At 74.4% G+C, this 20,763-nt stretch carries 18 protein-coding genes and 2 pseudogenes; 8 read left to right on the forward strand and 12 right to left on the reverse strand.

What is annotated here, in order from left to right; all coding sequences use genetic code 11:
• Nucleotides 1–54: 54 nt before the first annotated feature.
• From OG299_RS33700 to OG299_RS33720, 5 genes are all read right to left on the reverse strand, one after another.
• On the reverse strand, nucleotides 55–2,505 hold the full coding sequence (locus OG299_RS33700; RefSeq protein ID WP_266631804.1) for a right-handed parallel beta-helix repeat-containing protein: 2,451 nt from the start codon (nucleotides 2,503–2,505) through the stop codon (nucleotides 55–57).
• A 132-nt stretch (nucleotides 2,506–2,637) separates the two neighbouring features.
• Complete coding sequence (locus OG299_RS33705; protein WP_327363517.1) at nucleotides 2,638–3,243, reverse strand: Rv1733c family protein; 606 nt, start codon at nucleotides 3,241–3,243, stop codon at nucleotides 2,638–2,640.
• A 260-nt stretch (nucleotides 3,244–3,503) separates the two neighbouring features.
• The gene (locus OG299_RS33710) at nucleotides 3,504–4,328 is read right to left on the reverse strand and encodes an MOSC domain-containing protein (protein WP_266631808.1); all 825 of its coding nucleotides are present in this window, start codon (nucleotides 4,326–4,328) and stop codon (nucleotides 3,504–3,506) included.
• Nucleotides 4,329–4,383: 55 nt separating this feature from the next.
• Nucleotides 4,384–4,899 carry a DUF6643 family protein gene (locus OG299_RS33715; protein ID WP_266631810.1) on the reverse strand — a complete coding sequence of 172 codons (516 nt, stop codon included), beginning with the start codon at nucleotides 4,897–4,899 and terminating at the stop codon, nucleotides 4,384–4,386.
• 246 nt (nucleotides 4,900–5,145) lie between these two features.
• The gene (locus OG299_RS33720; RefSeq protein WP_327363518.1) at nucleotides 5,146–6,315 is read right to left on the reverse strand and encodes a glycosyltransferase; all 1,170 of its coding nucleotides are present in this window, start codon (nucleotides 6,313–6,315) and stop codon (nucleotides 5,146–5,148) included.
• Between the two features lie 503 nt (nucleotides 6,316–6,818).
• On the opposite strand from OG299_RS33720, the gene OG299_RS33725 reads away from it, so the two are divergent.
• Together OG299_RS33725 and OG299_RS33730 are read left to right on the forward strand one after the other, a co-directional pair.
• A complete protein-coding gene (locus OG299_RS33725) occupies nucleotides 6,819–7,613 on the forward strand; it encodes a glutamate racemase (RefSeq protein ID WP_266631814.1) in 795 nt (264 codons plus the stop codon).
• Between the two features lie 7 nt (nucleotides 7,614–7,620).
• The gene (locus OG299_RS33730; RefSeq protein WP_327363519.1) at nucleotides 7,621–8,010 is read left to right on the forward strand and encodes a cytidine deaminase family protein; all 390 of its coding nucleotides are present in this window, start codon (nucleotides 7,621–7,623) and stop codon (nucleotides 8,008–8,010) included.
• Here the strand turns inward: OG299_RS33730 and OG299_RS33735 are convergent.
• Nucleotides 7,986–8,933 (reverse strand): ADP-ribosylglycohydrolase family protein, encoded by a 948-nt coding sequence (locus OG299_RS33735; protein WP_442817552.1) that lies wholly within the window; start codon nucleotides 8,931–8,933, stop codon nucleotides 7,986–7,988. The genes OG299_RS33730 and OG299_RS33735 overlap by 25 nt on opposite strands.
• A pseudogene (locus tag OG299_RS33740) lies at nucleotides 8,903–9,504 on the reverse strand (TetR/AcrR family transcriptional regulator). Before OG299_RS33740 ends, OG299_RS33735 begins: the two are co-directional and overlap by 31 nt.
• 167 nt (nucleotides 9,505–9,671) lie before the next feature.
• On the opposite strand from OG299_RS33740, the pseudogene OG299_RS33745 reads away from it, so the two are divergent.
• Nucleotides 9,672–10,237, forward strand: a pseudogene (locus OG299_RS33745) (FAD-dependent monooxygenase).
• A gap of 28 nt (nucleotides 10,238–10,265) precedes the next feature.
• On the opposite strand, the gene OG299_RS33750 reads toward OG299_RS33745, so the two are convergent.
• Nucleotides 10,266–10,742 carry a VOC family protein gene (locus tag OG299_RS33750; RefSeq protein WP_327363520.1) on the reverse strand — a complete coding sequence of 159 codons (477 nt, stop codon included), beginning with the start codon at nucleotides 10,740–10,742 and terminating at the stop codon, nucleotides 10,266–10,268.
• Nucleotides 10,743–10,894: 152 nt separating this feature from the next.
• Here OG299_RS33750 and OG299_RS33755 point away from each other — a divergent pair, with 152 nt between their 5' ends.
• The 3 genes from OG299_RS33755 to OG299_RS33765 are packed head-to-tail and all read left to right on the forward strand — an operon-like array spanning nucleotide 10,895 to nucleotide 13,614.
• Nucleotides 10,895–11,410 carry a hypothetical protein gene (locus OG299_RS33755; protein WP_405704267.1) on the forward strand — a complete coding sequence of 172 codons (516 nt, stop codon included), beginning with the start codon at nucleotides 10,895–10,897 and terminating at the stop codon, nucleotides 11,408–11,410.
• 44 nt (nucleotides 11,411–11,454) lie between these two features.
• The gene (gene lnt, locus OG299_RS33760) at nucleotides 11,455–13,077 is read left to right on the forward strand and encodes an apolipoprotein N-acyltransferase (protein ID WP_266631824.1); all 1,623 of its coding nucleotides are present in this window, start codon (nucleotides 11,455–11,457) and stop codon (nucleotides 13,075–13,077) included.
• 36 nt (nucleotides 13,078–13,113) lie between these two features.
• Complete coding sequence (locus tag OG299_RS33765) at nucleotides 13,114–13,614, forward strand: NUDIX hydrolase (protein WP_266631825.1); 501 nt, start codon at nucleotides 13,114–13,116, stop codon at nucleotides 13,612–13,614.
• Between the two features lie 16 nt (nucleotides 13,615–13,630).
• Here the strand turns inward: OG299_RS33765 and OG299_RS33770 are convergent, their stop codons facing one another.
• On the reverse strand, nucleotides 13,631–14,395 hold the full coding sequence (locus OG299_RS33770) for a trypsin-like serine peptidase (RefSeq protein ID WP_266631826.1): 765 nt from the start codon (nucleotides 14,393–14,395) through the stop codon (nucleotides 13,631–13,633).
• Nucleotides 14,396–14,548: 153 nt separating this feature from the next.
• Here OG299_RS33770 and OG299_RS33775 point away from each other — a divergent pair, with 153 nt between their 5' ends.
• Entirely contained in the window at nucleotides 14,549–15,373 is an 825-nt protein-coding gene (locus OG299_RS33775) for an alpha/beta hydrolase (protein WP_266631827.1), read from the forward strand.
• Between the two features lie 33 nt (nucleotides 15,374–15,406).
• Here the strand turns inward: OG299_RS33775 and OG299_RS33780 are convergent, their stop codons facing one another.
• Nucleotides 15,407–16,921 carry a glycosyltransferase family protein gene (locus tag OG299_RS33780; RefSeq protein WP_327363521.1) on the reverse strand — a complete coding sequence of 505 codons (1,515 nt, stop codon included), beginning with the start codon at nucleotides 16,919–16,921 and terminating at the stop codon, nucleotides 15,407–15,409.
• Nucleotides 16,922–17,081: 160 nt separating this feature from the next.
• On the opposite strand from OG299_RS33780, the gene OG299_RS33785 reads away from it, so the two are divergent.
• The gene (locus OG299_RS33785) at nucleotides 17,082–18,371 is read left to right on the forward strand and encodes an ATP-binding protein (RefSeq protein WP_266631829.1); all 1,290 of its coding nucleotides are present in this window, start codon (nucleotides 17,082–17,084) and stop codon (nucleotides 18,369–18,371) included.
• Nucleotides 18,372–18,488: 117 nt separating this feature from the next.
• On the opposite strand, the gene OG299_RS33790 is transcribed toward OG299_RS33785, so the two are convergent.
• Nucleotides 18,489–19,073: a hypothetical protein gene (locus OG299_RS33790; RefSeq protein ID WP_266631830.1), complete on the reverse strand. Its 585-nt coding sequence runs from the start codon at nucleotides 19,071–19,073 to the stop codon at nucleotides 18,489–18,491.
• Nucleotides 19,070–20,668: a serine/threonine-protein kinase gene (locus tag OG299_RS33795; RefSeq protein ID WP_327363522.1), complete on the reverse strand. Its 1,599-nt coding sequence runs from the start codon at nucleotides 20,666–20,668 to the stop codon at nucleotides 19,070–19,072. Before OG299_RS33795 ends, OG299_RS33790 begins: the two co-directional genes overlap by 4 nt.
• Nucleotides 20,669–20,763 lie beyond the last annotated feature (95 nt).

Below are 20,763 nucleotides of genomic sequence, written 5' to 3' on the forward strand. Positions count from 1 at the left end.
AAACAGCGGCCGCACCGGCCGCAGCCGCCACTCCCGCCGTGCCGGCCCCCAGGGTCAGCAAGGAGCCGGCAGCGCCGGCAGAGCCGGAAGATCCTCCGGGAACAGCAGGGTGAGCTCGTCCGTGCCCGGATCCGACAGCTGCGCCACCCGGCCCGCATGCCGCTCGACCATCGACTCGAACGTCTGCCGGGCCGTTCGGCCGTTGCCGAACGCCGGGCCCTTCGGCAGCTCCGTGAAATACGCCAGCAGCGCCTTCTCGGTGCCTTCGCCGAGCCGGTACTCGTGCTCCTCCGCCTGCTGCTCCACGATCCGCAGCAGCTCCTGGGGCCCGTAGTCGCCGAAGGTGATGGTCCGGGAGAACCGCGAGGCCACCCCCGGATTGACGGTCAGGAAGCGGTCCATCTCCGCCGTGTACCCGGCGACGATCACCACCACGGCGTCCCGGTGGTCCTCCATCAGCTTCACGAGGGTGTCGATCGCCTCGCGCCCGAAGTCCCGGCCCGAGTCCTCCGGCGCGAGCGCGTACGCCTCGTCGATGAACAGCACCCCGCCGCGCGCCCGCTCGAAGGCCTCCTGCGTACGGATCGCCGTGGAGCCGATGTGCTCACCGACCAGGTCCACCCGGGACACCTCGACCAGGTGGCCGCGCTCCAGGACCCCGAGGGAGGCGAGGATCTCCCCGTAGAGCCGGGCCACCGTCGTCTTTCCGGTGCCGGGGGACCCGGTGAACACCAGATGGCGGCGCACCGAGGCGGCCTTGAGACCCGCCTCCCGGCGCCGCCGGCCCACCTCGATCATGTCGGTGAGCGCCCGCACCTCGCGCTTGACGCTCTCCAGGCCCACCAGCGCGTCGAGCTGGCCCAGCACCTCACCGGAACCGCGCGCCGCCGACGACCCCCGGTCCGCCTCCTCCACCGGGCGCGGAGCGGGCACCTGCGCCGCCTGCGCCGCAGGGCTCTGGACCGCGCCGACCGTACGGATGCCCGCACGCTCACCGGTGAGAGCCCCGGCCGCGGCCGACTGGGCGGCGAACCGCGACCCGGACTCGTCGCTCGTGCACTCCTCGGCGAGCGGGCCGTCCTCCGAGAACTCGTAACCCCCGCGCGCACAGCGCTCGGTGTGGCAGCGCGTCAGCGTGGTGCGGCAGCCGTCGATGATGTGGAAGCCGAAGCCGGAGCTGCCCGTCACCCGGCAGGAATGGAAGCTTCCGCGCCCGCCCGCCGACACGTAGAACCCCGCCTCGGACGGGGAGCTCACCGTGCACCGCTCCAGCGCGGGATCGGCGCCCTTGGTCACGATCACCCCCGTCTGGACCGCGTCGATCGTGCAGTTGGCGAGGGTGCCGCCGCTGCCGTGGTCGCGGAACCAGGCCCCGGTCGCCGCCTCCCGGATCCGGCAGTCGTCGACCTGCGCGGTCGCCCCGTCGCTCACCGAGACGGCCGTGTTGCGCACCTGGGACAGATCGCTGTCGACGACGTCGGCACGCGAGCCCCGGTCCAGCACGAACACCGCGTCCGGCACGTCGTGCACCCGGCACGAGCTCAGCGAGGCAGTGGCCCCGTCGCTGATCCACACCGCCGGATAGTCGCCCGTGCTGTCGTGGATCTCGCAGGACTCGGCATCCACCCGGGTACCCGGATCCCACACCGACAGACCGTTGCGGCCGAACCGGCGGACAGTGGTGCGGCTGAGCGTGAGCACCGAACGGGAGCGCAGGTCCACCGCGTTCTCCGGGATGTCGTGGATATCGCAGCCGGCGAGCGTGAGCACAGCGTCCGTGTCGAGGGTGACCCCGTCCGTCGAGGTGCGGTGCACCGCGCAGTCCGTGAGCCGGGCCGCCGCGCGCGCGGCGATCTGCACACCGGTGCCCTTGATCTCGTACACCTCGCAGCCCAGCGCCTCCAGCCCCGAACCCTCGCCGGTGACCGCGATGCCCGCGCCCGACGCATGGTGGATCCGGCAGCGCTCCAGGCGCGGATGCCCGCCGCCGCGGACGGAGACCCCGGCTTGCCCGGCGGCCACCACCTCGCACTCCTCGAACACCCCGCCGCCACCGTCCAGCACGGCGATCCCGACGCCCGTCGGATTCTCCACCGTGCACCGCCGCACCACGGGCCGGGCCCCGCCGCGCACCTCGATGCCGGCCGCCGACCGGGTGCTCACCCGCAGATCGGTGAGCTCGGGAGAGCCCTCCTCGACGAGCAGCGCGGGCGCCGCCCGGTCCTGCCCCTCCAGGTGCAGGTCCTGGACCACGGCCGAGGCGCGCACCGTCAGCGCGACCCCGTCGAGCGGGGCGATCCGCACCGAACCCACCGAGCCCTCCGGCCCGCGCAGGGTGACGGCGTGGTCCAGCACCAGGTTCTCCCGGTAGGTGCCGGGGGCGATGGTCAGCACGTCCCCGTCGCCCGCGGCGGCGAGCGCGGCGGCCAGCGTCGGATACTCACCGGAGCGGCGCCGCCACCGCGAAGACCCGCCGTGCGTCACCTGGACCGTGCCCTGTGCCATGGTGCTGTCGTGCCCCCGCCCTCGTACTCGCGCCGTCGAAGCGACTGAAACCACCGCCGCCGCCCACCACAGGAGCGGCGACCGACTCCGACCGCTCCACCGTAGCGCGCGCGGAGCCGGTGAGATGCCAGGTCAGCTGCCCGCGCCCGCCCGGCCCCAGTCCGGACCCGCCGCCGCCCAGGCGCGGTCCAGCCGTATGTACCGCCGATGCATGAGCCTTCGTACGACGAGCCGGCGGACCGTCTCCACCAGCGCGGCCGCGCCGAGAGCGGCGGCCAGGCCCACCACCGCCGCATGGCCGCTCGCCGAGGTCTCGTCGAGCGGACGCCCCACGAGCCGGCCCTGCGTATCGGTCCATATCCGGAACCGGTCCCCTGCCTGCGGCGGTTCCTCCGCGGCCGGCACCGTGCCCTGGTGGCTGCTGCCGTCGGGCGCCGTCCACGAGGCCACGATCTGCGTGCGCTGCGGGCTCTGCCGCTGCGCCGAAGGATCGGCGCCCGACCCCGTACCGGCGGCCGGCTCGGCGGCCGGCCGGACCACCACCGCCGGGACGAGGTACCGCTCCTGCCGCTGTTCGCGCGCGGCCCGCTGCAGCGTGCCGTCCACCTCCAGGCCCGCGACCGTGCCGACGGCCGGAGCCACCAGCAGGACGCACACCAGCGCGGCGAACGCCACCCATGCCTCGAAGAGATCTGTCGGCCGGCGCAGCGGATTGCGCCGCCAACGCCACACACCCATGGCTGTCCACACGGTCCGGCACCCCCTTTGCCTCCGTCTGCCCTGCGGTCCAAGCCTCCCGCATGCCCCGGCAACGCGCATTCCGGGACGCGCGGCAGTCGTGTCACCCGATCCGGTGCACGAAGTCACGGAAGCCGAAGCCGAACTCCCGCACCTTCCCGCCACACCTGTCGAATGCACCAACGGCCCGCCCACGGTGCTTGGTTCCAGCCTTCCCCCAGAGCCCCTCGAAGGTGTCATTCCGAGGGGCCGGCGCACGCTCACTCCAGGACGCGGACCTCGTCGCCCACCCGCACCGTGCCCACCCGCACCGGAACCAGCTGCCGCCCGAAGGCCAGTGACTTGCCGATCCGCCGGTGCAGGGCCAGGGTCTTGAGCGGCTCCTTGCCGCGCTCCGCCGTCGCCTGGTCGGTGGTCGTGACGATGCACCGCCCGCACTCCCGGACCCCGCGGAAGACTGCGTCGCCGATCGCGATGCGCCGCCAGCCGTCCTCCGCCCACGCCTCGGCGCCGGCGACCACCACACTCGGGCGGAAACGGTTCATCGGCAGCGGACCCTCCTCGGGATGGTCCCCCTGCGCGATCAGCGAGTTGAGCGCGTCCAGCGACGCGAGGGTCACGAGCAGCACCGGATAGCCGTCGGCGAGGCTCACCGTCTCGCCCGGCAGCGCGTACTCCGGGTCCACGGGCCGCCGCACGGCAGGGTCGTCCATGTGCACCAGCCGCGCCGGAACCCCCAGGTAGGCGCTGAACCAGTCGGCCGCGGCGCTCGCGGCGACCACGGTCTCGATCTTCTTGCCGAACAGCACGACCGGCTCGAGCGGACCCGGCTCCGGCACCCCCACGACCAGCTCGGCCATGCCCGGCGCCGACAGCGCGACGGCGCCGCCCCCCAGCGGACGCGCCGCAGCCAACGCCAGCCGGGGCTGCTGGCGTTGGGTGATGACCGTGCCCTCGGTGTCGACGATTGCCCACCGCCGGTCCCCGGACAGACCCCAGGGCTCCACGACCACCTCGTCGGGAGCTGTCCCCGCTACCGACTTGACGGGATGGACGTGGAGCGCCTGGACATACAAGTTCGCCATGGGAGCATCCTGCCAGGAGCTCCCACGCGCGCCCCGGCGAGCGTCAGCGGGCCCGTCAGTAGCCACGTCCCTGGTACGGGCGGCCGTACGGGTCCTCGTACGAGGCTGCCGGAACCGGAGCCGGAACCGGAACCTGCATCGGGCGCGGTGCGGCCGGACGCATCGCCTCGTACCCGGTGCCCGTGGCCACGGGTCGCGGCTGCTGCGGCTGTGCCTGCTGCATGTAGCCCGCGCGGGCCACGGCGGGCTGCTGCTGCGGGATGTACGGAGCGGGCGCGTTCTGCAGCGGCATCGGCGCGGGCGCCGCCTGCTGCTGGTAGGGGTACCCGTACGCCGGGGCTTGCTGCTGCTGCGGCATGGCCGGGGGCAGCGCGGGCATGGACGAGGCGAGGGCCGGAAGGTACCCACCGCTCGAATAGCCGGCGCTCGGGGAGTCGTACGCGGCCGGAACGCGGATCGGGGCGATCTGCGGGGTGCCGCGTTCGGCGACGAGGGAGTCGTAGATGGGGGTGTCCGGGAAGGAGGGCGCGGAGTAGTAACCGCCGCCATAAGTGGAGCGGGGGGAGGTCATGGGACCTAAGTTAAGCCCACGACTTCACCGGGTCCATAGCGAGGTGTGACGAACACCGCCCTGACCTGCATATTCCCAGGTCAGAGCCACACGCTTCACTTCTCGTTCATGTGCACGTTTCGCCACTTCCGCCCCGGGTTGTTCCTACTCGTACTCACCGGTTGGGTGTTGCACCGACTTGCTGCTGACGCAGCGTCACAACACGGTGACCTGGGATGACATCGCTGCGGGCGGCAGCTCGCCGTTTCAGGCATCACTCGGACGGGCATAGGTGCGGCCCTTCCACGCCGCGCCGCGGCCCCGATAGTGCTGGACGGCGGAGTCGACGGTCATCAGGAGGTACAGCAGGGCCGTGAGCGGAAGCAGCGGAGCCAGCACGGCCGACTGGCGGTGGTAGCGCAGCATCGGCAGATAGGTCCCGGCCATCAGCAGCCAGGCGAGGGCGCCGGCCCACGCGGTGGCGACGTGCCCGGTGGCCAGACCCGCGAAGAAGGCGACCGGGGGGACGAGGTAGACGAGCGCGAGCCCGGCCACCGTCCCGGCCAGCAGAAGCGGCCGGTGGCGCAGTTGCGCGTACGCACTGCGCGAGATCATCCGCCACAGGTCCGCGAGCGCGGGGTACGGGCGCACGCTGTCCACCCGCTCCGCGAGCCCCAGCCAGATCCGGCCGCCCGAACGCCGCACGGCGCGGGCGAGGGAGACGTCGTCGATGACGGCCTGCCGGATCGACTCCGGCACGCCCGCCCGTACGGCGGCCTCGGTGCGCAGCAGGACGCAGCCGCCGGCCGCGGCGGCGGTCCGGCCGGTCGGGCGGTTGATCCGGCGGAAGGGGTAGAGCTGGGCGAAGAAGTACACGAAGGCCGGTACGACGAGCCGCTCCCAGAGGCTGACGACACGGAGACGGGCCATCAGCGAGACGAGGTCGAGCTCGGCGGTCGTCGCGGCCGCGACCAGCTCGCGCAGGCTGTCGGGCTCGTGCGCGATGTCGGCGTCGGTGAGGAGCAGGTACTCGGGCTCGGTGGCGTGAGCGGTCCGGGCGAGCGCGATGCCGTGCCGCAGTGCCCACAGCTTCCCGGTCCAGCCGGGTTCCGGCTCGCCGGCTGAGACGACGGTGAGGGGCAGCCCGGGCTGCTCCCGGGCCAGCCGCAGGGCGAGGGCGCCGGTGCCGTCGGTACTGCCGTCGTCGACCAGGATGACCTCGGCTTCGCCGGGGTAGTCCTGGGCGAGGAGCGAGGGCAGGCTGCAGGGCAGCACCCCGGCCTCGTCCCGGGCCGGGACCACGATGGCGACGGAGGGCCAGCGGGCGGGGGCGCTGCGCGGAGGGAGCCGGACGTCGGTCCGCCAGAACATGCCCTGGGCGAACGTGAGCCAGATCCAGACGACGAGGGACGCGCAGGCGGCGCAGAGAAGGCCCATGCGGGCAGTCTGCCGAACCCCGAGGGACGTGTCCCGCATTCGGGCGGGGGCGGGGGGTCGTGCGCTCGGGGACGGGGGGTGTTGGTCGGGGGGTGCGGGGCGGGTCCGCGTGGACGGGGGACGGAAGAGGCGGGTCGGGAAGTGCAGGCCGGGTCCGTGCGCTCGGGGACGGAAGAGTTGATCGGGGGGCCAGGGGGCGGGGTCCGAGCTGACCGAGGAGGAGCGCCCTTGAGGGACCGGCACGACACGGAAGGACAGTGGACTGCCGGGACGCCCCCGGACACACACCGACGCCGATCAGCTCGGACCCCGCCCCCTGGCCCCCCGATCGACGTTTGTCGCCGAGCCGAGCACAAGACCCCGCCCCGGCGTTCCGACCGACACCTCCGACGCCGCCCCCCACCCCACCCCACCCCACCCCACCCCGCCACCGCACCCCCCGCCCCCACCCCGCCCCACCCCGGATTGGGGGTTTTCCGGCGGGCTTCGATTAAGGTGACCAGGTGAAGATCGCCCTCATGGACTCCGGAATCGGCCTCCTCGCGGCGGCTGCCGCGATGTGGCGGCTGCGGCCCGACGTCGATCTGGTCCTCTCCAGTGACCCCGTCGGTATGCCCTGGGGGCCGCGTACCCCTGCCGATCTGACCGGGCGCGCCCTCGGCGTCGCCCAGGCCGCCGCCGGGCACCGGCCGGACGCGCTGATCGTGGCCTGCAACACCGCCAGCGTGCATGCCCTGCCCGCCCTCCGAGCCGCGCTCGAGCCCGGGATCCCGGTGATCGGGACCGTGCCGGCGATCAAGCCCGCCGCCGCCGCGGGCGGGCGCGTGGCCATCTGGGCCACCCCCGCCACCACCGGCAGTCCGTACCAGCGCGGGCTGATCCGCGACTTCGCCGCCGGAGCCCGGGTCACCGAGGTGCCCTGCCCGGGACTCGCCGACGCCGTCGAGACGGGGGACGGCGCCGCCGTCGCCGCGGCCGTCGCCGCGGCCACCGCGCTGACCCCGGCCGACGTCACCGACGTCGTCCTCGGCTGCACCCACTACGAGCTCGTCGAGGTGGCCATCCGGGCCGCCCTGGCCGAGCGGACCGGCGGCGCCGAGCTCCGCTACTACGGCTCCGCCGAAGCCGTCGCCGTACAGGCGCTGCGCCGCCTCGGCGCCCTCCCCGAGCCGGGTCTGCCCCGGACCGGAACCCTGACCGTCCTGCTCAGCGGGCAGGAGGGCGCGCTCCCCGCCGCCGCGCTCGGGTACGCCGAAGGACGGCTCCTCGCGGGCGAGGGCGCCGCCGTCGGGCGATGACCGGGCGATGACCCCGCAGGACCTCGTGCTCGTCGCGGCCGCCACCGATCTGGCCCGGACCCGCTGCCGCGGCGAGGACCACACCGTGGCGGCGGTGGCCCGTGCCCGAGACGGCCGGACCGTCGGGGGCGTGAACGTGTACCACTTCACCGGAGGCCCCTGCGCCGAGCTCGTCGTCCTCGGTGCGGCCGTCGCGCAGGGCATCCGCGAGCTCGACGCGATCGTCGCCGTCGGGGACCGCGACCGCGGGGTGCTGCCGCCGTGCGGCCGCTGCCGTCAGGTGCTCCTCGACCTCCACCCCCGGCTGCGGGTGATCCTCGGGTCAGGCGGCGCGCTGCGGGCCGTGCCCGTAGCGGATCTGCTCCCCGAGCGCTACGTCCGCCCCGCGAGCGACTGAGCGAGCGCGCGCAGCGCGTCCGCGTCCAGGACCCGGTCCCCGAACCCGGGCAGCGGCACGTGCAGCGGGGCGGTCCACTCCGGCGGGATGGCCGCCTGCCCGTAGCGGGCCCCGGCCAGGGTGCCGGTGACCGCCGCGACCGTGTCGGTGTCCCCGCCCAGGTCCACGGCGGCCCGTACGGCCCCGGCGAACCCGGTGGTCGTCCGCAGGGCCCACACTGCGGAGCCCAGGCAGGGCCAGACCGCTCCGTTGAACTCGGTGGCCAGCCCCGGATGCCAGTCGGGGCCGAGGACGAGGCCGTACCGCTCTCGGTGGTCGGGGTGCACCGCGGCGAGTGCCTCGGGGAGGGCGGCCAGCGGGTCGCCCCCGTCGAGGGCCACGCGTACGAGCTCGTGCAGCACGGCCGTGCCCTCCCAGGCGGCCCGGTCGCCGTGGGTCAGCGCGGCGATCCGGCGGGCGGCGTCCATCGTGGCCTCCCGCCCGGCGGAGGCGAAGTACACCGCCGAGGTGGAGGCCCGCATCAGGGAACCGTTGCCCGCCGCCCGCGCGTTGATCTGGAAGTGCAGTGCGGCGGCCAGGTCCCAGGCCTCGCCGTTGGTCAGCACGTCCTCCGTCTGGAGCCCGATGTCCTTGGGTTCGCCGGCCGCCCAGCGCTGGAACCGCCCGAAGATGTCCGGGAGTTCGAGACCGCCGTGCTCCAGCAGGGACTCGCCGACCAGGACGGCCATCTGCGTGTCGTCGGTCGCCTCACCCGGGTCCCAGCCGCCGCCCCCGCGCATCTCCTCGCCGCGCGCGGTCAACTCGCCCGCGGGTCCGAACTCGTAGGGCGCGCCGAGCGCGTCACCGGCGGCCGAGCCCAGAACGGCGCCCACGGCGCGGTCGAGTCGAGTGATCACGGTTCCTCCTCGGGCGGTTCGGGGCATACGCAGGCCAGTACACCGCGTGCGAAGTCTTCCAGGTCGGTGAGGCCGGCGGCGGCGAGGGTGCCCGGGGCCCCCCGGCGAGCAGGTGCGGGAGCGCGCCGTGCAGCGCGAGGGTGAGGGTGCGGGCCGGGTCCGGCCCGTTCGGCAGCCCGGCCGCGCGCAGCAGGTGTGCGTACGCGGCGAAGTCCGCCGCGCCGATGGGATCCAGCAGTGCGGCCAGCCAGGGCCGCCGCGTCGCCTCGGTCTGGAGCTCGAGATAGGCCAGTACGCGCGGCCTGCCGGGCCCGGCCACGTCACGCAGCAGCCCGGCCAGCAGGGCTGCGAGCCCGGCCCGGCCGGTGGGCGCCGGTCCGGCTTCCGCCAGGGCGGCGGCCACCGCCCGGTACTGCTCCAGGCAGCGTTCGGCCACGGCGCGCAGGAGTGCGTCGCGGGTCGGGAAGTAGTTCTTGGCCGTGCCCAGCGGTACGGCGGCGGCCGTGTCGACGGCCCGGTGCGTCAGCCCGCGCCCGCCCGCTTCCGCCAGCACCGCGACGGCCGCGTCGTGCAGCCGGTCCCTCCGGTCCTGATTCACGTTGTCGTGTGGTGCCCGGGCGCCGCGCGCCATGTCGCACGTCGCGCGGCGCGTCACATCTCACGTCATGCGGACCGGGGAGGTACGCCGTGCGCAACGATGCAGGCAGTGAGCGCGGGAGCGGGAGCGGGGGCAGGCGCGGGGGCGGCGACACGGGTACGGCCGTCGTGGTCGGGGCCGGGGTCGGCGGGCTCGCCACCGCCATCGGGCTGCGCCGCGCGGGCTGGACGGTCACCGTCCTGGAGCGGCGGTCCCGGCTCGAACGGTACGGAACGGCCTTCGGGCTCCATCCCACCGCGCAGGCGGCGCTCGACCGGCTCGGCCTCGGCGAGGCGCTGCGGGCGCGCGCGGTGCCGTACCGCAGCGCCCGGATCCGCCGCCCCGACGGCAAGGTGCTGGCCGCCCTGCCGCTCGAACGGGTCGAGCGCAAGGCCGGCCGCCCCGGCGCTGCCCACGTTCGTCGACGGCGGCCGCACCGCACTGGTGGGCGACGCGGCCCACGCCATGACCCCCAACCTCGGCCAGGGCGCCTGCACCGCCCTCCTCGACGCCGAGGCCCTCGCCCGCGCGGTCGCCGCCCACGGGCGGGCCGCCCTGCCCGCCGCCCGACGCGCTGGGCGAGCGCCGCCGCAGCGCCCAGCGCGTCGCCTTCGGCTCGCGGCACCTGCACCGTTTCATGACGGCCCGGCGCCCCGCCCTGCGCGACGCGCTCCTCGGTCTCCTGCCGGGCTGAAGCCCCCGGGGGCTCGGGGGTTCTTGGGCTACGCGTCCGCGAGCCGCTCCTCCAGCTGCTCCCAGGAGACGTCCTCCATGTGGGTGAGGAACACCCACAGATGCCCGAACGGGTCCCGGAGGATGGCGGTCCGGTCGCCGTGGAACTGGTCCGCCGGCGGCTGGAGCAGCTCCGCGCCCTCGGCCACCGCCGTCCGTACGAGCGCGTCCACGTCCGGTACGAACACGTGCAGCGCGACCGAGGTGCCGCCCAGCGCCGAGGGCGCCGTGAAGGGGCCCTCGGAGGTGTCCCCGAGCATGAGCACGGCCCCGCCGATCCGTAGCTCGGCGTGCATCACCCCGCCCTCGGGGTGGTCGAGCCGGAAGTCCTCGACGGCGCCGAAGGCCCGCCCGTAGAAGGAGAGTGCGGCGGCCGCGTCGGACACCATGACGTGGGCCACGACCGCCGTGCGGTAGCGCTCCGGAACGATCTGTACGGCGTGCTGTGCCGCCTCGTGAGTGGTCATGCGGACGACCGTAGGACCTCAAGTTTGCTTGAGGTCAATGCCGGGCAGACGCGATCCGACGCGACGGCACGCGATCGCACGTGTCCGACGCGCCCGCGCCGTGCGGGCGAGAGGCGGTGGCGTACATGCGGAACGTGAGTACGCTGCTACACATGACGGGTCACCCCCCGGGTCCACTGTGGACGGGCCGGGCCTCCAACCGCGTGCAGTGGCTGCTCGCCGCCGCCGGCGCGGCCTGTCTCGCACTCGGCATCCAGCTCGCCGTCGACTCGGCCTGGACCGTCGGCATCGTCCCGCTCCTGATGTCCGTCATCGGCTGCCTCGCCGTCGGGCTGCTGATCCTCTACGGCACCCTCGCCTTCGTGTACGTCGCCGTCACCGTCGACGCCGAGGCGATGGAGGTCCGCTGCGGCCACATCGGGCTGCCGCGCCGGAAGATCAAGCTCGCAGAGGTGGCCTCCGCCGAATTCCTCCCCCGGATCACCCCCCAGCAGTGGGGCGGCTGGGGCTACCGCTGGCGCCCCGAGAAGGGCACCGCGGTCATCGTCCGGCGCGGCGAGGGGGTGGAGCTGCGGCTCGGTGACGGCAAGGTGTTCACCGTCACAGTCGACGACGCCGAGAACGCGGTCCGGGTCATCCGCGCCCACCTGCGCGCCCTCGCCCGCTGAGTCGCTCTCCCGCCCCCGGCGGGTGGGGACGTACACTCCGCCAAATGAGCAGCAGCATCACCCGAGACCCCGGCTCCACCGCCGAAGCGGAACCCCGAGCGGAAGCCGGAACCGCCGGAACCGAAGCCGCCGCATCCCGCTGGAAGGGGCGGGCGGCCTCCTGGCCGCTGCGCGCCGCGCTCGCCGCCGGCTCCGGTGCGCTGCTCTACCTGAGCTTCCCGCCCCGCCCGCTGTGGTGGCTGGCCCCCGTCGCCCTCGCCGTGCTCGGCGGCTGCCTCCACGGCCGCCGCGCCCGCGCGGGCTTCGGCCTCGGCCTCCTGCACGGCCTGGGCTTCCTGCTGCCGCTGCTCGTCTGGACCAGCGAGGGCGTCGGCCCGGTCCCGTGGCTCGCCCTCGTCACCCTCGAAGCCCTCCTGATCGGCCTCACCTGCCTCGGGATCGCCCTCGTCAGCCGGCTCCCCGCCTGGCCCCTGTGGGGCGCGGCCGTCTGGATCGCGGGCGAGGCGCTGCGCGCCCGGGCCCCGTTCGGCGGATTCCCCTGGGGCAAGCTCGCCTTCGGCCAGGCCGACGGCTTCTTCCTGCCGCTCGCCGCCCTCGGCGGCACCCCGCTGCTCTCCTTCGCCGTCGTGCTCTGCGGATTCGGTCTGTACGAGGCCCTGCGCATCGCACGCAGCCACCCCCGCCGGGCCACTGCGGCCCTCGCGGCCCTCACCGTCGCCGCCCCGATCGGCGCGGCCCTCGCCGCCCGCCCGCTGGTGTCCGACGCCGCCGAGGACGGCACCGCCGTGGCCGCCGTCGTCCAGGGCAACGTGCCCCGCGCCGGGTTCGACTTCAATTCCCAGCGCCGCGCGGTCCTGGACAACCACGCCAACCGGACGCTGCAGCTCGCCGCGGACGTCAAGGCCGGCCGGGTCCCGAAGCCCGACTTCGTGGTCTGGCCGGAGAACTCCTCCGACATCGACCCGTACACGCAGCCCGATGCGTACGACGTCATCGACAAAGCGGTCAAGGCCATCGGCGTGCCGGTCGCGATCGGCTCCGTACTGGTCCCGGAGACCGGCCCGCTGCGCAACACGATGATCCTCTGGGACCCGGTCAAGGGCCCCACCGACACGTACGACAAGCGCAAGATCCAGCCCTTCGGCGAGCGCATTCCGATGCGGTCCTTCGTCCGGCTGTTCAGCTCGGACGTGGACCGGGTGCGCCGCGACTTCGGCCCCGGCAAGGACCCGGGCGTCTTCGACATGGCGGGCAGCGGGGTCGGCATGGTCACCTGCTTCGAGGCCGCCTTCGACGACGCCGTGCGCTCCACCGTCCAGGACGGTGCGCAGGTGATCGCCGTACCCAGCAACAACGCCACGTTCGGCCGGTCGCAGATGACCTACCAGCAGCTCGCGATGGACCGGGTCCGCGCGGTCGAGCACAGCCGGACCGTGCTCGTCCCCGTCACCAGCGGTGTCAGCGCCGTCATCCGCCCCGACGGGGAGATCGTCCGGCAGACCGAGATGTTCACCGCGGACGCGCTCGTCTCCGAGATCCCCTTGCGCTCCACGCAGACCCCGGCCACCCGCTTCGGTCCGCTGCCCGAGTACGTCCTGCTCCTGGTCGCCGCCGGCGGCCTCGGCTGGACCCTCGTCCGCCGGATCAGGGCCCGCCGGGCGGCCTGACGCGGGTCGCCCGGCGCGGCCTCGTAGGGTCGGGGGATGACCACACCTGAGTTCATCCGCACGATCCGCGCCTCCGCCGGGAAGCAACTGCTCCTGCTGCCCGGGGTCACGGCCATCGTCTTCGACGACCGGGGGCGGGTGCTGCTCGGCCGGCGCTCCGACACCGGCCGGTGGGCCGTGGTCGGCGGGATCGCGGAGCCGGGGGAGCAGCCCGCGGAGACGGCGGTGCGCGAGGTGTACGAGGAGACGGCGGTGCACTGCGTCCCGGAGCGGGTGGTGCTGGTCCAGATGCTCGAACCGATCACCTACCCGAACGGCGACGTCTGCCAGTTCCAGGACATCACCTTCCGCTGCCGGGCCACCGGCGGCGAGGCCCGGGCCAACGACAACGAGTCGCTGGAGGTGGCCTGGTTCGAACCGGACGCCCTGCCCCCGCTGGAGCACTTCGCACTGGACCGCATCCACCGCGCCGGGCGCGACGAGCCGACCTGGTTCGCACCCCCGGTCGGGATCCAGGAGGAACCGCGCCCTGCCTGACGGCGCGGTCGGGTGGTCAGCCGGCGGAGACGGCGGCTTCGCGGTAGAGCTCCAGGGCCTGGTCGTCCATCACCGCGCTGTACGAGACCTCCGGGACCGTGCCGCCGTCCTCGTAGCCGCCGAGGACACCGGCGAGGGCGCCGTTCGCCAGCCAGGGGCTGCCGCTCGTGCCGCCGCTGAGGTCGGGGCAGTCGATCCGGCGCTGGGTCTGCGAGAACAGGCTCGTGGTGTTGGCGCAGCGCAGCGGGGCCTCGTCGGTGCTGGGGTAGCCGAGGATCGTCACCGTCACGTCGTCCGGCTGTTCGGTGGCCACGGGGAAGGCGCCCACCGTGTCCTCGATGCGCCCGGCGCCGCCGGCCGCCGGGGCGACCGTCGCGAAGGCGATGTCCTCGTCCGGGTCCCGCCCGTCCGTCCAGTCCGGGGCGACGTGCACGCCGGTCAGTTTCCACAGCCCGTGCGGGGCCTTGCCGTCCCGGTAGCCCGGCGCGAACACCGTGGTGTCCGGGTTGTCCAGGCAGTGCGCGGCGGTGGCGATCACATTGCGGTCGTCGCTGTGCACCACCGCGGCGGTGCAGAAGTGTCCGCCGTCGAGGGTGCCCGCGAAGAGGGCGCCCACCCGGTCCGCCGCCTGGTCGGACCCGGCCTCGGCCGTCACGCCGAGCGGCGTCTCGGCCGCGGCGTCGGGCAGGTCCACGCTCACCAGGGCGGCCATCGCGGCCAGCGCCAGCAGGATCCGGGATGCCCGCCGGGAGCGGGCGCGGGGGGCCGGTCGGGGAAGCATGCACGGGATCATGCCCCGAGCCTCCCCGCAGAAGCTATGCCCGGAGCCCGGTATTCCATATGAATGCGCTGTGAATCCGGGCTCCGCAGGCGGGGGCGCGTCGCACGGGCGAGACTGGCAGAGGCGCCAGGGGGGTCCAGGAGGTGTCCCGCCATGACCGCACAGCGCCGAACGCCCGTGGTGTTCATCCACGGCCTCTGGCTGCATTCCTCGAGCTGGGAGGGCTGGGCCGACGCCTTCCGCGAAGCCGGGTACGAGCCCGTCCTGCCGGAGTGGCCGGGGGTCCCCGATACCGTCAACGAGGCCCGCCGCCGGCCTGACGACCAGGCCGGGGTCGGTCTCGTCGAGATCTCCGAGGCGCATGCCAAGGTGATCCGCGCCCTGCCCGTCCGGCCCGTCCTCGTAGGGCACTCGGTCGGCGGTTTCATCGCCCAGTACCTGCTCGGCCAGGGCCTCGCCGAGGCCGCCGTGGCCATCTGCCCCGGGCAGATCAAGGGCGTCAAGGCCATCGCGCCGGCCCAGGCCAAGTCGACGTTCGCCGTCCTGCACAACCCCGGCAACACCCGCCGGTCCGTCTCGCTGAACCGTGAGCAGTTCCGCTACGGCTTCGCCAACGCCGTCTCCGAGCAGGAATCCGAGGAGCTCTACGAGGAGTGGACCATCCCGAGCACCGCCCGACCGCTGTTCCAGCTGGCCCTCGGCAATTTCACCCCGCACTCACCGACCAAGGTCGACACGGAGAACGAGAGCCGCGGCCCGCTGCTCCTGCTGTCCGGCAGGCTCGACCACACCGTTCCGGACCTGCTGACCCGCTCCACCTACAAGCAGTACCGGCACTCCCACGCGACCACCGAGTACCAGTGCTTCGAGGACCGCGGCCACTCCCTGACCGTCGACCACGGCTGGCCGGACCTCGCCGAGGCCTCGCTCTCGTGGTTGGATTCCCACAGCGCGGCGGCCCACCCCCGCGCCGCCTGACCGGCATCGGCGTCCACGGGTGCCCGTACGCCGTCAGCGGCGCTCGTACACCGTCACCCGGCGGCCCCGGACCTGGCGGTCCTCCACCACGGTGAACCGCTCCTTCAGCTCCGCCGCCTTCGCCGCGTCCCGCGCGGCCCCCGACGGCTTCGCCACCTTCGCCGCGTCCGTCACCAGCAGCACCCGCCGCTGCCCGCGCAGCGCCGCCCGGATCCGGGCCGGGTCCGCCTCCTCGCCCTTGAGGGTGGCCGAGGCCACCGGACTCCGCTCCAGGGCGACGTCCACCAGCCCCGCGAAGGCCCCCGGGGAGACCAGCGCCGTGTCCCGCCGGGCGGCCGGTACGAACAGCACCGCGTCGCCGGGCCGCCCCAGCCGGGCCACCTCACCCGCCACCGCGAGCACGTCGTCGACCCGGCTGGCCGGAGCCCGCTTGCCCAGTTCCACCGGCAGCAGCGCCAGCACCGCTATCCCGACCACGCCCGGCACGAGCAGACCCGCCGCCCTCGGGAACCGGGGCCGGGCGGCCCGTACGCAAGCGCCCAGCCCCGCACCGATCAGCAGGGCCAGACCCAGCATGCCGAACAGCACGTACCGGTCCAGGAACAGCGGCTGGACCAGGGAGATCCCGATCAGCCCCAGCTGTGGCACCGCCAGCAGCGGCAGCCCCACCGCGGCAGCCGAGAGCCGGCCCGCGCGCGGCCGGTCCAGCAGGGCCCCGAGGCCGCCGACGGCCAGCAGGATCGCCGGGCCGATCATCATGTGCCAGGTCAGCGGCGGTATCCACGACACCTGGTCGGACTGGCTCCGGCTGAACAGCACCAGCGGCAGCGCCCCCGCCACGGCGCCCGACCCGTACGCAGCCCAGCGCAGCCACACACCGCGCCCGGCCCGCACCCACCACAGCGTCGCCGCATGCGCGGGCAGGATCAGCAGCGACAGCCAGTTCAGCAGCGCGCACACCAGCACCGCGACCCCGTACGCCGCCCAGCGCGGCCAGGCCCGCCGCCCGCGGCCGGGCCCCGGCGGCGCGGACAGCAGCGACACCAGCAGCAGCGTCGACAGCCCGGCACCGGCCGCGACCAGCGCGTACGGCCGGCCCTCCTGCAGGTAGAACTGCACGGCCGGCAGCAGCCCCAGCGCCAGCCCGCCGCCCAGGCCCGCCCAGAAGCCCGCCAGCCGCCGCCCGATCAGGGCCACGCACGCCGCGGCGGCCGCCACCGCCAGCACCGACGGCAGCCGCAGCGTGGCCGTGCTCGCCCCGAACAGCTCGAAGAGCCCGTGCATGAGGAGGTAATACAAGCCGTGCACGGCGTCGACGTTGCCGAGCATGTCCAGGATCTCGCCCGCCGACCGGCCGGCCACCTGCCAGGTCGCCGCCTCGTCCCGCCACACGCTGTCCTGCCGGGAGAGCCCCCACAGCCCGAGCCCCAGCGTCCACAGGACCGGGACCAGCCACACGATCGTCCGCCGTCCGGCAGCGGACCCATCGGAGGACCCATCGGCAGAGCCATCGGCGGACCTGGCGGCGGCGGGTATGTAGGAAGTCATGAAACGGATCGGGTCCTCGATGCGCGGCTCGGGCGGAAACCACCAGTCTATGGACGGCACGGACGGTTTCCGGACCGGCTGTTGTGCACCGCGGAGCGTGATCGCCGGGCCCGGCCGCCCCTAGCCTCGCCGCAGGAGCACGAACGAGGGGCGGTACCCGGTGAACTGGCTCATCCACGACTACCGCGAGAGCGATCTCGCCGCTGTCGTCCATCTGATCGACACCACGGCCGAACTCGGCCAGGAGTCCGTCTTCTCGCTCGCCGAGTGCATCAGCGCCCTCACCGACCGGCAGCCGTGCGTGGTCGCCGTCCACCAGGGCGTCCCCATCGGCGCGGCCCTCGCCTGCGTCACCGGCGAGCGGGCCTGGGTGATGCGCATCGCGATCGCCGCGGGCTGGCGCGGCCGGGGCCTGGCCAGCGCCCTGCTCGTCGAGCTGGAGCGGCGGCTGATCGCCGCCCGCGTCGGCCGGATCGCGTACGTCCTGCCCGAGGAGGACCTGCTCGGCGAGGGCCTGCTCAACGCCGGCTACACGCGCCAGCCGGCCGTCGCCTACTTCGAGAAGACCGAGCCGCTGCACGGACCGGCGGCCGGCCTCCTCGACGACCTCGGCGGCCGCTTCCTCCCCAACGACCTGTGGACCAAGGTCGCCGGCATGGAGCAGGAGAAGGACCTCATAGAGCGGCGCGTGGTGCTGCCGCTCGCCGAGCCCGAGCGGGCCGCCGCGCACGGCGTGCGGCCGCCGCGCGCCATCACCCTCTTCGGTCCGCCCGGCACCGGCAAGACCACCTTCGCCCGCGCCATCGCCTCCCGGCTCGGCTGGCCCTTCGTGGAACTGCTGCCCTCCCGCCTCGCCGACGAGGGCAATCTGGCCGCGGCGCTGCGCGACGCGTTCGCCCGGATCGCCGAGCTGGAGCGGGTCCTCGTCTTCATCGACGAGGTCGAGGAGATAGCGCCCGTGCGCACCGAGCCGGCGCAGCCCGGCGGGATCCACGGGGTCACGAACGAGCTGCTCAAGCTGATCCCGGGATTCCGGGAGGGCGACGAGCGGCTGCTGGTGTGCGCCACCAACTCCATCCGCTCCCTGGACCCGGCCTTCCTGCGGCCCGGGCGCTTCGACTACCTGATCCCGATCGGCACCCCGGACGCCGGGGCGCGCGCCGCGATCTGGTCCCGCTACACGGCGGGCCGGCCGGACGTGGACGTGGCGGCCCTGGTGGCGGCGAGCGAGCTGTTCACCCCGGCCGACATCGAGCACGCGGCGCGGATCGCGGCGCAGGTGTCCTTCGAGCGGGACTTGGAGGCGGTGGGCGTGCGCGGCGCGGCGGCGGCCCAGCTCGGCGCCTCCACGCAGGACTACCTGGCGGCGGTCGCGCAGTGCAGGCCGACGGTGACCCCTGCGATGACCGGCGAGTTCGAGGCGGACATCACCGCCCACGCCCGGTTTTGAAACAGGAAGGAGACTGAAACCGGGGGGTTCGGCCCGGCCTGCCACGGACAGGTCGGCAGGACGGCCCGGACGGCGCTGTTGCTCCCGCCGCCACCGGGCCGTCGGTCCCGCCGCCCGCTAGCCGGTGCAGCGGTACGTGAACTGCGTCGCCGCGGTGCGCTGCCCGGGCGAGACCAGCTGGAGCTTCGCCTCGGCGGCGTACGTGCCCCGGCCCTGGAAGGTCCACAGCAGGTGCAGCCGGGCCTCCTTCCTCCCGCGCGGCACCCGCTCGGTGAGCTGCTCCGACTGCGTGCCGTCGGAGCGGATCCACCGGTACGTGAGGGTCCCCGGCCGCCCGTTGGTCCGTACGACGGCCACCACGTCGGCGGCGGAATCGCAGCCGGGACCCTGCGGGTCGGCGGCGGCGACCGTCACGCCCCGTACCTCGATGGCCGGGCCGTACCGCTGCCAGGCCAGGTACGCGAGCACCGCGAGCAGGACGACGGCGGCCAGGGTGTAACGGCGCCACTCCCCGCGCCGGCGGGCCGGCACCGGTTCCGCGACCACGGGGAACGGCGCCGGCATGGCGGCCGTCACCCCGGGCCCGAACCGCAGCACGGATCCCTCGACACGGTCGGGCACGGCCTCCTGCGGCTGCGGCGGCCCGCTGAACCAGTGGCTGCCGAGGACGGTGGCGCTGTAGTCGTCGTCGCTGTCGCTCATGAGATCGTGCACCGCCTGATGAAGACCTGGGAGGTCGAGGAACCGTTGCCGGCGGCGGGCTTGGTGGTGGCCCGTACGCCCCAGTAGCAGCCCCGGCCGGAGAAGGTGTGGGCCTTGACGAGCGGCGCGGCGGCGCCCGGCTGGTACGTGAGGGTGTCCGGCGCGCCGTCGGGCGTGCCCAGCTTCCCGTCCGCGTTGCCGGTGAACCACTCGAGCACCACCGTGACCGGCGCGGTGCCCTTCGCCTCGACGGTCACGGTCGCCTGGCCGAGCCAGGGCCCCGTCTCGCGGAGGGTGACGGACACCGCGCCGACGACCACCGTCGGCTTCGGCGAGGGCGGCGCAGTGGTGGGCGGCTTCGTCGTCGGCGCCGTGATCGTGGGCGTCACCGTCGGCGAGTAGCTCGGGCTCGCAGTGGGCGATGGCGACGCGGACGGTGACAGCGAGGGGGACGGGGACGGGGACGGCGAGGGGGAGGCGGACACGCTCGGGCCGGGGGCCGGTGTCGGACCGGTACCGCCGGGGCTCGCGCTCGACGTCGCGAACGCGTTCAGCGCCGAGGCCCCGCCGGGCTCCCCGCCGACCGCGCTGTAGGTGAGCGCCGTCAGCACGCCGAGGACCAGCGCCGCGCCGCCCGCGATCAGGCCGCGCCGACCCGGGGCCCAGCGCGAGGGGCTCGGAAACGTGGTCGTCGCCAGCGCCGTGGTCCCCGCTGCGGGGGCGCCCGCCGAGGGGAACAGCAGCGGCAGCAGCGCGGCCAGCGCCGCGAGCTTGCGCTGCCCCCGCTCCTCCCAGTCCGGCCCGTACGCGGCGAGCGCCACGCCCTCCAGCTCCGCCACGAACGCCTCGGCGTTCTCCGGCCGCTGCTCCGGGGCCTTGGCCAGACCCCGCCGGATCAGCGGGCGCACCGGCTCGGGGGCCTCGGTCTCGGGGACCGGTGCCTCTATGTGCTGGACGGCGAGCTCCGCGAAGTTCTCCCCGGCGAACGGCTTGCGGCCGGTCAGGCACTCGAAGAACGTCGCCGTCGCCGCGTACACGTCGGCCGCGGGCGAGGCCGGTCGGCCCTGCCACTGCTCGGGGGCCATGTACGCCGGGGTGCCGGCCACTCCGGGCGTCGTACCGCGGCGCGCGGCGATGCCGAAGTCCACCAGCTTCGAGGAGCCATCGGGGGCGACCAGTACGTTCTCGGGCTTGTAGTCGCGATGGACGACGCCCGCCCGGTGCGCCGCGGCCAGCCCCAGCAGCGAGCCCTTCAGCACCACCAGGGCGGCCTCGGGATCGGCCTGCCCGGCCTGCTTCAGCAGTGCGCGCAGGGAGATCCCGTCGACCAGCTCCATCACGATGGCGGCGCCGCCGGGCGCCTCCACATACTCGTACAGCCGGACCACGTACGGCGTGTCCAGTCCGCCGAGCAGCCGGGCCTCGGCCCGGAACTCCCCGACGAACGCCGGGTCCTCGCGCAGCCGGTCGCTGAGGTACTTCACCGCGACCGGCGTGCCCGTGGCCTCGTGGACGGCGAGGACCACGCGGCCGCTGCCACCCGAGCCGAGCTCCCGGACCTGCGCATAGCCGGGCACCGTCCACGCGTTCTTCATCGTCTGCCCCCGTCCGTGGCGTCACCGAGCCCCAGGCCCGGTCGCACGCCGACCGGCCACACCCAGGGACACGGTTTCCGCCACGGCCGGTTCCC

Source organism: Streptomyces sp. NBC_01296 (assembly GCF_035984415.1).
In the GTDB taxonomy this organism is placed as follows: domain Bacteria; phylum Actinomycetota; class Actinomycetes; order Streptomycetales; family Streptomycetaceae; genus Streptomyces.

Coding starts and splice junctions, on each gene's coding strand:
- OG299_RS33750 (WP_327363520.1), bottom strand. CDS start 10,742: ATGACCACTCACGAGGCGGCACAGCACGCCGTACAGATCGTTCCGGAG.
- OG299_RS33775 (WP_266631827.1), top strand. CDS start 14,549: ATGACCGCACAGCGCCGAACGCCCGTGGTGTTCATCCACGGCCTCTGG.
- OG299_RS33715 (WP_266631810.1), bottom strand. CDS start 4,899: ATGACCTCCCCCCGCTCCACTTATGGCGGCGGTTACTACTCCGCGCCC.
- OG299_RS33790 (WP_266631830.1), bottom strand. CDS start 19,073: ATGAGCGACAGCGACGACGACTACAGCGCCACCGTCCTCGGCAGCCAC.
- lnt (WP_266631824.1), top strand. CDS start 11,455: ATGAGCAGCAGCATCACCCGAGACCCCGGCTCCACCGCCGAAGCGGAA.
- OG299_RS33710 (WP_266631808.1), bottom strand. CDS start 4,328: ATGGCGAACTTGTATGTCCAGGCGCTCCACGTCCATCCCGTCAAGTCG.
- OG299_RS33700 (WP_266631804.1), bottom strand. CDS start 2,505: ATGGCACAGGGCACGGTCCAGGTGACGCACGGCGGGTCTTCGCGGTGG.
- OG299_RS33735 (WP_442817552.1), bottom strand. CDS start 8,933: ATGCCCCGAACCGCCCGAGGAGGAACCGTGATCACTCGACTCGACCGC.
- OG299_RS33795 (WP_327363522.1), bottom strand. CDS start 20,668: ATGAAGAACGCGTGGACGGTGCCCGGCTATGCGCAGGTCCGGGAGCTC.
- OG299_RS33755 (WP_405704267.1), top strand. CDS start 10,895: ATGACGGGTCACCCCCCGGGTCCACTGTGGACGGGCCGGGCCTCCAAC.
- OG299_RS33770 (WP_266631826.1), bottom strand. CDS start 14,395: ATGCTTCCCCGACCGGCCCCCCGCGCCCGCTCCCGGCGGGCATCCCGG.
- OG299_RS33730 (WP_327363519.1), top strand. CDS start 7,621: ATGACCCCGCAGGACCTCGTGCTCGTCGCGGCCGCCACCGATCTGGCC.
- OG299_RS33705 (WP_327363517.1), bottom strand. CDS start 3,243: ATGGGTGTGTGGCGTTGGCGGCGCAATCCGCTGCGCCGGCCGACAGAT.
- OG299_RS33765 (WP_266631825.1), top strand. CDS start 13,114: ATGACCACACCTGAGTTCATCCGCACGATCCGCGCCTCCGCCGGGAAG.
- OG299_RS33720 (WP_327363518.1), bottom strand. CDS start 6,315: ATGGGCCTTCTCTGCGCCGCCTGCGCGTCCCTCGTCGTCTGGATCTGG.
- OG299_RS33780 (WP_327363521.1), bottom strand. CDS start 16,921: ATGACTTCCTACATACCCGCCGCCGCCAGGTCCGCCGATGGCTCTGCC.